The sequence below is a fragment of the Bacillus sp. FSL R5-0422 genome, assembly GCF_038610765.1.
GTDB lineage: Bacteria > Bacillota > Bacilli > Bacillales > Bacillaceae > Bacillus > Bacillus pumilus_O.
On the sequence record NZ_CP152014.1, the window covers coordinates 3,098,711 to 3,110,937 of the forward strand.

17 protein-coding genes are annotated in these 12,227 nt (G+C 37.9%); all 17 read right to left on the reverse strand.

From position 1 onward, the window contains the following. Positions 1–11 precede the first annotated feature (11 nt). The gene (gene fliT / locus MKX52_RS15930) at positions 12–353 is read right to left on the reverse strand and encodes a flagella biosynthesis regulatory protein FliT (protein ID WP_003212921.1); all 342 of its coding nucleotides are present in this window, start codon (positions 351–353) and stop codon (positions 12–14) included. Next, a complete protein-coding gene (gene fliS, locus MKX52_RS15935) occupies positions 350–754 on the reverse strand; it encodes a flagellar export chaperone FliS (protein ID WP_088004418.1) in 405 nt (134 codons plus the stop codon). The genes fliT and fliS overlap by 4 nt, the downstream gene beginning before the upstream one ends. A 17-nt stretch (positions 755–771) precedes the next feature. Beyond that, positions 772–2,286, reverse strand: a complete 1,515-nt coding sequence (locus MKX52_RS15940; protein ID WP_012011421.1) for a flagellar hook-associated protein 2 — start codon at positions 2,284–2,286, stop codon at positions 772–774. A 20-nt stretch (positions 2,287–2,306) separates the two neighbouring features. Continuing rightward, positions 2,307–2,648, reverse strand: a complete 342-nt coding sequence (flaG, locus tag MKX52_RS15945; protein WP_012011422.1) for a flagellar protein FlaG — start codon at positions 2,646–2,648, stop codon at positions 2,307–2,309. 161 nt (positions 2,649–2,809) lie between these two features. Next, positions 2,810–3,034 carry a carbon storage regulator CsrA gene (gene csrA / locus MKX52_RS15950; protein WP_012011423.1) on the reverse strand — a complete coding sequence of 75 codons (225 nt, stop codon included), beginning with the start codon at positions 3,032–3,034 and terminating at the stop codon, positions 2,810–2,812. Then, a complete protein-coding gene (fliW, locus tag MKX52_RS15955; protein ID WP_012011424.1) occupies positions 3,028–3,462 on the reverse strand; it encodes a flagellar assembly protein FliW in 435 nt (144 codons plus the stop codon). Before fliW ends, csrA begins: the two co-directional genes overlap by 7 nt. Positions 3,463–3,490: 28 nt before the next feature. After that, the gene (locus tag MKX52_RS15960; protein ID WP_012011425.1) at positions 3,491–4,069 is read right to left on the reverse strand and encodes a DUF6470 family protein; all 579 of its coding nucleotides are present in this window, start codon (positions 4,067–4,069) and stop codon (positions 3,491–3,493) included. A gap of 48 nt (positions 4,070–4,117) precedes the next feature. Then, positions 4,118–5,029, reverse strand: coding sequence for a flagellar hook-associated protein FlgL (flgL, locus tag MKX52_RS15965; protein WP_012011426.1), 912 nt, complete (start codon positions 5,027–5,029; stop codon positions 4,118–4,120). Between the two features lie 9 nt (positions 5,030–5,038). Beyond that, a complete protein-coding gene (gene flgK, locus MKX52_RS15970) occupies positions 5,039–6,559 on the reverse strand; it encodes a flagellar hook-associated protein FlgK (RefSeq protein WP_012011427.1) in 1,521 nt (506 codons plus the stop codon). A gap of 15 nt (positions 6,560–6,574) precedes the next feature. Then, positions 6,575–7,057 carry a flagellar protein FlgN gene (locus tag MKX52_RS15975; protein WP_012011428.1) on the reverse strand — a complete coding sequence of 161 codons (483 nt, stop codon included), beginning with the start codon at positions 7,055–7,057 and terminating at the stop codon, positions 6,575–6,577. Positions 7,058–7,075: 18 nt separating this feature from the next. Next, positions 7,076–7,339 (reverse strand): flagellar biosynthesis anti-sigma factor FlgM, encoded by a 264-nt coding sequence (flgM, locus tag MKX52_RS15980; RefSeq protein ID WP_003213252.1) that lies wholly within the window; start codon positions 7,337–7,339, stop codon positions 7,076–7,078. 79 nt (positions 7,340–7,418) lie between these two features. Continuing rightward, positions 7,419–7,838 carry a TIGR03826 family flagellar region protein gene (locus MKX52_RS15985; protein WP_012011429.1) on the reverse strand — a complete coding sequence of 140 codons (420 nt, stop codon included), beginning with the start codon at positions 7,836–7,838 and terminating at the stop codon, positions 7,419–7,421. A gap of 56 nt (positions 7,839–7,894) precedes the next feature. After that, on the reverse strand, positions 7,895–8,581 hold the full coding sequence (locus MKX52_RS15990) for a ComF family protein (protein WP_342491017.1): 687 nt from the start codon (positions 8,579–8,581) through the stop codon (positions 7,895–7,897). Then, on the reverse strand, positions 8,578–8,871 hold the full coding sequence (locus MKX52_RS15995; RefSeq protein WP_088004423.1) for a late competence development ComFB family protein: 294 nt from the start codon (positions 8,869–8,871) through the stop codon (positions 8,578–8,580). The genes MKX52_RS15990 and MKX52_RS15995 overlap by 4 nt, the downstream gene beginning before the upstream one ends. Positions 8,872–8,937: 66 nt before the next feature. After that, complete coding sequence (locus tag MKX52_RS16000) at positions 8,938–10,317, reverse strand: DEAD/DEAH box helicase (RefSeq protein ID WP_140404325.1); 1,380 nt, start codon at positions 10,315–10,317, stop codon at positions 8,938–8,940. A gap of 119 nt (positions 10,318–10,436) precedes the next feature. Beyond that, positions 10,437–11,279: a DegV family protein gene (locus tag MKX52_RS16005; RefSeq protein ID WP_088004424.1), complete on the reverse strand. Its 843-nt coding sequence runs from the start codon at positions 11,277–11,279 to the stop codon at positions 10,437–10,439. Positions 11,280–11,496: 217 nt separating this feature from the next. Next, a complete protein-coding gene (degU, locus tag MKX52_RS16010; protein ID WP_008348273.1) occupies positions 11,497–12,186 on the reverse strand; it encodes a two-component system response regulator DegU in 690 nt (229 codons plus the stop codon). Positions 12,187–12,227 lie beyond the last annotated feature (41 nt).

The window sequence follows — 12,227 nt, forward strand, 5'->3', positions numbered from 1 at the left end:
GTCTCACCTAATTATTTCCGTTTATCGTAATATACGCCGTCACTCGTCATAGGCTGGTATGGATTTTGGTAATTCAGCTGTTTCGTTTTCTTTTTTTGAATGGCTTGAATATCTGCTTTGATCCCATTTTGGATCACCGTTAATTGCTTCGCCATCTGTTGATCCGTTTGGATAATTTCTTTGATTTTTTCTTTTTCTTGATCGGTCAGCTCATGCTGAATATCTCTCATTAATTCGTCTCTCTCAATTAAAAAGGCATCAAAGTCTTCAACCAAGGTATCACTTTGCGGATTTGCCGTTATTTCGGCTGCCATTTTTAATGTTTGGTCATGCAGCTGGTCCACAATACTCATAGAGATCCCCCGATAGAGTGGTGGCGCCCTTTTCGATCGTTTTGAATAACTTCCTTCCACGCATCACGGAAATCCGTTACGTATTGCTCTACTTCATTCAACATCTCTTCGTCATTTTGAAGATTAGCTTCAATCAGTCTGCGATAAATGTAATCATACATACTTGCCATACTCTTTGATACGTCATAAGAACGATTTAAGGTGACATTTAATTCTTGAATGATGTTTTGAGCCTTTTTCAGGTTCACATTTCTCGTTTCTGCATCCTCTTTTTGAATGGCATACTTCGCGAGTCTTATGAACTTTAAGCAGCCTTCATAAAGCATAAGCGTCAACTCAGCAGGTGTTGCAGTCTCAATAGAATTTTTCTGATAGGCGGCATAAGGGTTCTGAATTGCCATATGTTATAAACCTCCAATTATTGTCCAAGCAGTTGAGAAAGATAGCCAGATTGGTTGTTTAGCTTTTGAATCGCGCTATCCATGGCGCTAAACTTTTTGTAGTAGCGGGTTTCCACCATTTTCAAACGATCTTGAAATGTATCCATTCTTTTTGTTAAAGAATCAAGGTCCTTACCAAGTACGTATTCCTTTAATTGCATTGTCGTGCTTCCAGCCTTTTTTTGAATACTTTTCGTAAAGGCTGTTAAGGAATTTTGAACACGATAAATAATTCCTTGTTCATTATATTGCTGCTGCGCTTTGTCTTTATCTTTTGAATCGACATTTAATTTACCCGAGATAAACATTTGACTGACATTCTGCGGGTCTGCTTCAATGGCTTTTCTTAATTTTTCTTCATCAATTTCAAGCTTACCGCCATCTTTATATTTATTTGAAGTGGTAATTCCGATTTGTGTGATATGAATTTTATTTGCATCACTTGTTGTAATCTCAGCATAAAAATCACTTCTTATTTTAGAGGCACCACCTCGTAAAATGGAATCACTTCTCAGTAAGCCAGACTTCGCTGTCGTTTCCCATAGCTCCACTTCTTTGTCAGACATTGCTTTTTTCTCTTCTGCTGTTAAAGGATGATAGTCTCTATTTCTTTTTTCATTAACTTTGCCATTGACCTGCTCAACAAGCTCATTGTATTTATCAACAAATTGTTTAATTTTATCAAAGATTGTATCGACATCTGTTGAAACGTTTAAACTGACAGGCTTATCGGTTGTCCCTTTAAGTTCGTACGTAATACCAGCTTGCTCAAATGTATTATTGTTATTTTCCATTTTCAGACCATTAATCTCGTATTGTGCTTTTTGCCCTTGAGTGGTCGCAACTAATTTGTTATCTCCATCCACTTGGAAGCCTAATTGAGTAAAGAATGAAGCTGAATTACCATCAGTTGCTTTAATGCTGACACCTTCACCTGTTGTCCGTGAAGTGAGAGCGACCGTATCGACATAGTTAGATCCGTCAAAGATTTGTCCTTTGTAAGCTGTCACACCTAATTGTGAGTTGTTCAGCTTTTTCACGATGTCATCAATGGTATCGGTATCAGCAGTATTGATTGTCACCGTTTTCGGTTTCGTCGAATCTGGTGTTGTCACCTCGAATGTAAAAGTGCCATTTGCAGGTGTAAAACCAGAAGTACCAGACGATTTGAAGACAGAAGCTGTCGCTAGTTGGGTAACATTGATTGAACCGGAGGCAGCATTTGTTGATCCAGTTGCTGTGACTGCAGATTCATTTGAGCTTGTCACTTTTTTGGCGCCATATGTGCTTGGACGACCTAATTCTAATTTGTAAATTAAATCATCTAATTCTTTGACTTTTGAGGTAACCTCACGATAGCTGTCTCTTTGCCATTCAAGTGTTTGTTTTTGGCGTGTCATTTTATCAAGTGGTGCTTGTTCTGTTTTCATGAGTTTTGATACGATTTCGTCAATGTCAAAGACATTTGAAAATCCAGTAATTCGGTTAACCATTGTTTATGTTCTCCCTTCATTTACATCCTTTTATCTACAAATAAACCGACTATCTCTGTCATTGCCGCATAGAAATCAAGCCATTCCTTGGAAGGAATCTCTCTAATGACTTCTTCTGTTTGGTTATCTACGACTTTGACATAATATTCATTGAGTTTTTCATGTAATTCAAATTGCAGATGAAATTGAGTGGGTTCAATCAGTTTGTTTGCTCCATGAAGCGTTTTTTCAATTTCTTCTTTTGAAACGACCTTGCCATTTGCTTGTGAGTCAGGGTTTACATTGTCATTCTGGTTATTAGAAACACGGGTTTGAAATGCATCGATAATTGGCTCTAGCGACGTCAACTTACCAACAGACATAGTTATTCAGCTCCTGTGCTTTAATCTATCTTTTATATCGGCTTGGAATTTTCAAATTAAATATAGATGGACAGATTTGTTAAAGTTTCATATAGATCTTAAACACCCATATCAAAACGCTTTCACACGGAGAAGGACAGCTGAATCAGATAAAAAAATCCTCACTTTTTTTGTGAGGATAATTGAGAGAGGAGATCTACGGATAAACTCGCAGCACGATTGTTTTCTTCTTGAATAGACAGGTACACTTCTTTCCTGTGAATATCAATGTGCTTAGGAGCTTCAATCCCTATTTTCACTTGATCGCCTTCGATTGAAATAATCTTGACTTCAATATCATCGCCAATTTGAATCGACTGGTTTAATTTACGCGAGAGAACTAACATGAGGATGCCACCTCTAACAAATGTTTTGTATGATAAGCTGAATCATGCAAAATCACCTGTTTGGCTTTCATGTTTTTCCGGTTCACGATAATAGGCGCTCTTAAATTGGCTGTCGTTTTTTCAATAGATGATTCCATTGTTAAGATCACCATGACTTCCACATCATTCGCATCTTCTACTTCCAAAATCTCTACGACCGTCTCGTCTAGATCGAATTCATATTGGTTGAAGAATAAGAACGGACTGCTGACAATAAAGCCTAACTCTGCGTTTTTCAATGATTGAAGAACTAAAAATGGTGACTCTTCTGATAAAGGTAAAATGACAAACTGTTTTTGATCCAGAAATCCTGGTATTCCATTAGAGAAGTTGATCATTTGCTCCTCTTTGATTTTCACTTCACCATGGTATTTTGTTTGAATGATCATAATTCACGACCTTTTTCATTTTTCTTAACTATACCTTATCACCATTTTGGCCCGTTTCGTCAACTTCTATTTTTAAATCTGGGTATTGTAACATATCAATATTGACCTTACCTGGCTGGTAGTTAACGATTGGTTTATGAGGCGTTGCCTCTATGATAGCTTTTTGAGGCTCCACATCAATTTGAAGCTCAGATGGCTGATAGTGAATTTTCACACTAAAGAATGAAGGGATCACACCAATGGTAAATTGTTTGGCTGGAGGAGCGCCATTGATTTTAGCAAACTCGGCAATTGCATTCCCACCATTCTCGATCTTGATGAGTTCACTACCTTCTTCCGCCCTTCGGCCCATTCCCTCTCCAACAGCACGTTTCCCCTCGGCTGCCCATTCTTCTGAACGCCTAAAAATTGACTTGATATCCATATCGGCAAATGCCTCGGTTTGGTCTATAGTTAATTTTGACGGTGTCCTTTTGATATTCATAACAGCTTTGGGCTGCTGAATTTCAAGGTCCGCTCTAGGCTGCTCTACTTCTTGACGAGATGGAGTTGTCGACATTTGCAGCTTTGCATAGGTTTGTTGCATTAACAATCTAGGGATTTGCATTTAGGTACACCTCCATGATGCAAAAAAGCACCCAACGGATGCTTTTTATTATCTTAAGAAATCGACAAGGGATGGCTGAATGACTTTAGCCGTCGTTGCTAAAGCTGCTCTATTCACAGTTTCTTGTTGAAGAAGATCAAGAATTGCTTTTTCACTTTCAACATCTTCATTATTAGACTTAGCATCTTTGAGCACTTGGAATTGTGAAGTCAAACGGCTGCCTACTAAGTCAACACGATTTGAACGCGCTCCTAAGTCCGAGCGCTCAGCACTCATCACTTCTTTAAACTGATCGATGCTTCCTAACGCATCATCAGAATTTGCGAACGTTCCATTTTTCAATGAGTTTTCTAAATCCGTCAGCATTTCAATGACATTTTGGCCGCTGGCAGACTGTCCACCAAACGCTGAAATTGGATTTGAGTTCACATTTAAAGTGATACCATCTGAAATGTTCGACTTAACGGAATTTGCATCTGTATAGTTTTCAAAGTTAAACGTAAACGTACCATCTGCGTTTTCGACAACTGGTTTAACATTTGTATTTGTTCCATTAAATACGAACTTACCTAACATCTGAGTGTTCATCGCATCAATGATTTGTTTCTTCATCTGACCAATTTCCACTCCGATAGCTGCTAAATCTTCTGGCTGCTTTGTACCATTAGCTGCATCAAGCACTTTATCTCGAACATTTGACATAATATCAATGATTTCAGTGACACTTGTTTCAGATGTATCAATCCAGTTTTGTGCTTCATTTAAGTTATTCTGATATTGTTCATTTCGAAACATGGCAGTACTATATTGAAGGCTTTTTACTGCTGCAACAGGATCATCAGACGTTTTTGTGAAACGTCTCCCTGTTTGTGCCTGCTCATTTATTTTAGAAAGTTTTTCATAACTTTTACTAATATTACGAAGTGAGTTTTGAGAAATCATACCTTGTGTGACTCGCATCAGTTATACCTACCTTCCTACGACACCCATGCCGTTTATTACTTTATCCAATATTTCATCTTGTAATGTCACAACTCTCGCAGCTGCATTATATGCATGCTGAAATTGGATCATATTCGTCATTTCTTCATCAATGGAAACAGCACTCGTCGACATTCTACGTTCATTAGCTGAATTGACAAGAGCAGCTGAACTGCTTTCTAGCGTCATGTTCTTTTTCCCTTGAATCCCCATCTCAGCAATGACATTTTGGTAGTAATCCTGAATCGTTGTTGTATTGCCACCGATTGGTAACTTCAGGTCTTGTATATTTGCTAATTTCGTAGCATTCGAACCGTCACCTTGCGTTTGATTGAGAGATGCTGCGATATTATCTGTTGATGCTAAAATGACATCACTCACTTTAATACGAGCAGCTAATCCTTTATTTAATTCATTGTTATTCTCAATATCAAAAAAGTCTTGTCCGCTTGTGCCATTTAACGTGTACCCCTGCTTATGCACATCGTTAAATGTATCCATAAATACTTGTGCTACTTCATCCAGCTCTGCAAGCATTTCTGGATACATACCTTTTTCAGTACCATTTGACATGTAGCCATAAGCCTCAACAAGTGCTTTTACTTTACCATTCACTTGAAGCTGATCTGCTGCAATGGTTGTTGTTCCGAATTGAAGTGAGTTAACAAGTCCCGTTGTATTATCATAGGAGATTTGCAGTTCAGATTTTTCGTTCGTAATGCCATTCAAAATCGTTCCAGCAGATTGTCCATTTGCACCAATAATATCAATGTTGACAGTTCCTTCAGCAATTTTGAGTGCATTCCCGCCAGATGGATTGTAGCTCACTTTAATATCAACAAATGAAGATAATTGATCTACTAACGCATCACGGGTATCATAAAGATCATTTGGAAGATATCCGTTTGGCTCAACTGCTGCAATCTGTTTATTCACTTCATCTATTTGAGATAAAATAGTGTTCACATTTTTAGCTGTTGAATCGAGTTCTGTTTTTAAATTCTTTTGTATCGTTGTTAAAGAAGAATTAAGTAGACGGAATTGATCTACTAAAGCCTGTGCACTTGTTTTAACAACTGTACGCGCAGAAGCGGTGTCGGCATTTTTTGTTTCGGATAGGACCTGTAATGATTTCCAAAGGTTATCAAAGGCTCTGTTTAAGCCTTCATCCGTCAAATCATTCATAACTCCCTCCATTTGCGAAAGGGCGTCAGATTTTGCTGAGTAGTAAGACAAATTATTGTTATGATCTCTAAATTGCAGATCTAAAAAGCTGTCTCGAATTCTTTCAACGGTTCCAACTTGAACTCCTGTCCCCATTTGGCCATACGTCTTGCCATCATAAACTGAAATGACTGGATAAGGATTCTCTGCTTTAAAGGTAACTCTTTGTCTTGAGTAGCCATCTGTATTTGCATTGGAGACGTTGTTTGATGTGACATAAAGCCCTGCGCGCTGGGCTGTAATTCCTCTTTTTGCCGTTTCTAGACCCATGAATGTAGAACCCATTGGTATCCTCCTTGTTTACGCCTTTGAATCAAACAAAGCCCTCTGCTGTTTAGGCTTTGAACTCTCAAGACCATTTTGTCCGTAATTCATATTTTCTTTATTAGGGTTAACGAGATCGAATGTCAGTGAAATAAATTGAAGCGATTGCTGAATGAGCTGTTTGTTCAGTTCATTTACATCTTTCAGTTCCACCATGATGTCATTTAATTTGTCATATAACGAAATGAGCTCTTCTTGATCCGAACCTTCAGCCTTTTCGATACACGCGGTGATAGTTGGAGTTTCATCATTTTGTAAAAATTGAACTGTCGCTTCAATTCGTTTTTCTTCTAATTGAGAAATGGCCTGAATATATTTTTGTTCTAAATTCAAAACCTCTGAAAGAGCATCAATCTCATTGCTTTTCAGCATTTCTGTTTTATCCTTTGACAGCTTCAAAAGCTGTTCATGCAATCCATAGAGACGATGCAGCTCTTCAATGATTATTTTAACTGACATTCACGCTACTCCCTTTTGTTATTGTTGTTTATAAAAATTGAGCATTTTATCAGCAATACCTTTTGTATCTACTTGATATGTTCCGGCTTCAATGCTTTTTTTAATTTGATCTATTTTATCTTGGCGTTCTTTCATGATATTCGGCACCTTTTGCATTTCGATTGCCTTTTTAGAAATTTCGACTTTATCAGTTGATTTTGCTTGATTTGATTGCAACGTTTGTTTCTCATATGTTTTCTTGTAAGGATTTACTGGTTGTGTTCCATATCGATTAATTTTCACGGGATTCCTCTCGCTTTCCGTTACAGTCTGTCTTGATTCTATCCATTTTATCGACCAAACTGCAACTTAGTTTAGGGAATCAATCGTTTTTAGGATTAATGGCATAATAGGTGTCTTTTTTCCTAGATTCAATCTCCCTTTTACGCTCTTCTTCTTGGTTCATTTGACTTATTTGCGACTGAATGTCCTGTTCACATTGGCTGCACAGCTTGTTTTTCCTGATCGGTTGGCCACATCTTTCACAAGGATAGTTGATATTCGGAAATTGGCTAATTTGAAGTCTTTTCAAGCGGATAAATTTCAAGATTAATTCTTCATCAACTTCTGTTGCATCTACTATTTCAGCAATAGTTGATTGTCTATTACTTTGCTTTCGCAAAAATTTATAAACGATATCAAAAGAACGTTCTTCTTCTTCGAAGCATTTGTTACAAACCGTTTGGATGGTCGTTTTTAAAAACAGCTGATTACATTGTGGGCAGTTTGCCAATTGATTCATAACCAAAACCCCTTACGTTATATTCTCTTCTTATTATCGGTTAATTATCCTGAATTTTAACTACGGATTAACGTAAAAGAGGAAACACTTTTGGCACCCGCTTCTTTTAAAATTCTCGCAGCATCATAAATAGTAGCCCCCGTTGTATAAATGTCGTCAATCAAGATAATATCCCTTTGAATGATCGCATCTGTCTGCTTGATTTGAAACATTCCTTTTTGATCTAAACGTTCATTTTTCTTTTTCTTGGACTGTTTGCTTTGGTGTATTTTCATAAGCGGCTGAAGGGTCGGCTGACCAATCAAGGAAGCAAGTATGACGGACTGATTAAACCCTCTTTCCTTTTGTCTTTCTTTACTTAAAGGAATTGGGATGAGCACAGGTTCTTTCATTGAAAAGGAGCGCTTAAATACTGCTTGGGCATCTTGTTTAAAAAGCTCAGCTAAAGCTGTATCACCTCGGAATTTAAAGCGGGAAAGGACATCTTTCATCAAATCGTTGTAAGCATAGACAGACCTATTTTTCACAAGTACTGTAGTAGAATCAGGGCGTTCTTTCCACCTGGAACAGTCTTGACATAATTGATCATTCGACTGCGCTCTCCCACAAGCTGGACAAATCGGACGTTTAATTTTTTCTAAGTGATGCTTACATGCTATACATAGACGATCATCATTTAATAGAAGTAATGATTTCCATGTAAAAGGATTGACAAAATGTCCCTCACAAATCAGGCAGATCAATTGTTATCCTTATTTATCGGCAGACGGTTTTGGCACCGTGGAAATGCGGAGACCTTTGAAGCGGCTTCTGTGAGAATGACCAGCATGGCTGTATTCTTCTGTTTGTCCACCATCTCAGATTTACTGTAAGATATTTTATTGATATCTGTTATATACTGAGGCTTCACTTGATTCAGTGAGATCGCTAATACATCTTCTATACACTTTTCACAGTGACAAATCATGTTTAATTGGTTGAGATATTGATAGAGGATTTCCTTGAGTAGTGTTTCTTTTGCATTGAGTAGCATATTTGTCTCTCCTGCCATTTGTGTATTGTGAATATAAATGTACCATGAAATTTAGTTGCACCTACATTATTTTTCTGAGAACTCTTTTTCAGCTGTATCATTCATTTTTACAATATGATCCTTTGCTTGTTTCATACTTCTCGTTAAACCAAAATGAAAAAAGAAAACATCTCCTTTAAAAAAATCGGGATGTCTACCTGCTCTACCAGAAATCTGAACAAGTGCACTTTCTGTAAAGATAGTAGATTCTGCACCTAGCACCCCCACTTGCACATTTGGAATGGTTACGCCTCTTTCAAGAATTGTGGTTGTAACTAATACATCGTATTTGTCATCTCTGAATTGCTGGACCTTTTGTTTCCTATCTGGATCATCAGCAGACACCCCTTCTACATTTAAGTGGTGTTTTCTAAGAACCTTCGTTACCTTCTTCATAGTAGAAATAGAAGGAACAAAAAGTAAAACCCTTCTCTTCTTTGCAATATGGTTCTGCATCCAATTCATTACTATAGGTGGAAGCTGGTTCTTTTTTAATTTCTTCTTCCAGTGTCCAATCCATTGAAAGGATGGGACAGGTAAAGGTTGTTGGTGAAAGCGAAGAGGGATTTTTATGGCTTCTAGTTGTCCACGAGATACATCTCTTATCATTTTCTTAGATGGCGTCGCACTTAAATAAACCCTAACGCCTTTTTTTCTCATTGCCTTTAAAACAGCAAATTGGAGTCGTTCATCAATTGAATAAGGAAAGGCATCAACTTCATCTATAACGAGCACATCAAATGCATGTTTATATCTCATCAACTGATGAGTTGTAGCGATTACTAGCGGAGCTATTTGGAACCTTTGAAGACTTCCTCCATAAAGAGCAGCTATTTTCAGTCCGTGAAATGCTTTTTTAAGCCGAGGCTCTAGTTCAAGGACCACATCAGTTCTAGGTGTCGCAATGCATACCCTCATTCCTTGATGTAAGGCATATTCTATTCCTTGAAAAAGAACTTCTGTTTTCCCTGCCCCGCAAACTGCCCAGATAAGTAAATCAGATTTGTGTTTTATCGCTTCGATCAATTTTTCTGATGCTCTTTTTTGTCCTTTAGACAGGTTTCCCCGCCATGTTAATTCCGTGTGAGCGGTTCCTTCTATGGGTGGACCCGTCCATTCATATAGAAATTCACATTCCAATGTTTTCCCCATCATGATGCATGATCTACAGTACACACAATCTTTTTGACACTTGTCACATGGAGAGTGGGCAAAGTATTGATTTTTTGAAACACCACATCTGCAACAAATAAGACCATTTGCTTTCCTCTCAATAGCAGGCCTTCGGATAACTAACCCTTTCTCCTCCAGCCAATCTAACTCAGACTGTAAGCATCTTGTTTCAGCGGTAAGCAGGTGGCGTGACTGCAGTTGCTCCCCGAGTTTCATTGCTTTGTCCATGTTCAATTTCAACAAACACCTTTCAATTGATGTTTGCCTATTATGCGCAAAGCTATAACCTTTCGTCCAACAGCTAAAAAAGAAAAATAAAGCCCCTTTTCTAAGAGAAAAGAGGTTTTTAAGATTTATCTAATCACCCAGCCAAGAGCTAAAGAGCCTTCGCCTAGATGAGTGCCAATTACGGCACCAAAATAGCTTTTATAAAATTCAACATGAGGATATTTTTCTGATAAGTGCGCAATTAATTCGTCTACTTCTTCTTCTCTATTACCATGTATCAGTGTTGCTCTCATCGGGACACCACGAGATGCATCTTCGTCAAATAATTCAAACATACGTGAAATAGCTTTTTTACGTGTGCGAATCTTCTCAAAAGGGACAATTAGCTTGTTGTCAAAATGCAGTATAGGCTTTACCTTTAAGAGGCTCCCAATGAAAGCCTGAGCACCATTTAATCTTCCGCCTCTTTGTAAATGAGTTAAATCGTCTACCATAAAATAAGCTTTCTGATTCTCTTTCAGGTAGTTGAGATGAGCTAACACTTCTTGTGGGGAAGCACCAGCTTGAATTTTTTCAGCAGCTTCTATCACATAAAAACCTTGCGCCATACAGCTAGTTTCTGTATCAAACGGATAAATGTCAATTCCGTCAACTAGGTCATTTGCTGAGGCTGCACTATTATATGTTCCACTAATTCCGCTAGAAAGGTGAATACTAATCACGGCATCATATGTTTCACTTAGCTTTTCATATAATTCTATTAGTTCACCGAAAGCAGGCTGAGAGGTGGTTGGAAGGTCTTTATGCTTTTTGACTTCTTCATAATAAGTCTTCCAATCCATTTCTATTTCTTCACGGTATGATTCGTTGCCAAAAATGACATTAAGAGGGATCATATGAATATGATGTTTATCACGTAGCTCTTGTGGTATATAAGCAGTACTGTCTGTTACAACGGCTATTTTCATTCTTAAATACCTTCCTTATCCGTTAAGTTGCTCTTTTTTATTTTCAAAGAATGATCATTGTGTTTCATTAGATTTATAATAGTAATCAAAAAAGCCTGCCTAATCAATAGGCAAGCCCGTTATATCCGAAAAATACTCCTTATCTACCTATCATTTCTCTCCAATTAACATGTGAGAGAACCAAGAACAGGCGAAAAAGGAGTACTTGTCCGGAACATTATCTCATTTCTACCCAGCCGTTCTTAATTGCTACAACAACAGCTTGTGTACGGTCGTTTACATTCATTTTTTGTAAAATGTTACTCACGTGGTTTTTGACTGTCTTCTCACTAATAAAGAGCGACTCACCAATTCCTCTATTGCTCTTTCCGTCAGCTAACATTTGAAGTACTTCGCACTCACGTCTCGTTAAGATATGAAGTGGTCTGCGAATTTCAGGATATACTTCATGCTGCGGATGCGCTGAAACGCCACTAGTCGCTAGGCGTCGGAATTCATTTACTAAGTTATGAGTAACTTTCGGATGTAAATAAGATCCTCCGTCAGCTACGACTTTCACTGCTTCAATGAGCGTGTCTGCATCCATTTCTTTTAACAGATAGCCTCTTGCTCCTGTTTTCAATGCATGTGTCACATAGTTTTCGTCGTCATGAATAGATAGAATAATGACTTTTGATTCGGGATAAAGCTCAACTAGCTGCTTTGTAGCCTCTACACCATTAACATTCGGCATATTAATATCCATAATGACAACATCTGGATGATAGTGTTCTACGATACGTGCAGCTTCGTCACCGTCGTCTCCTTCTGCAACTACTTCAAAAGTAGGTTCAAAATCTAAAATCCGTTTGACACCTTCACGGAATAATTGGTGATCATCAATAATTACAATATTTACTTTAGTCACAAGCTACGCCTCCCCATGTTTATTGTTCTACACCTGAACTT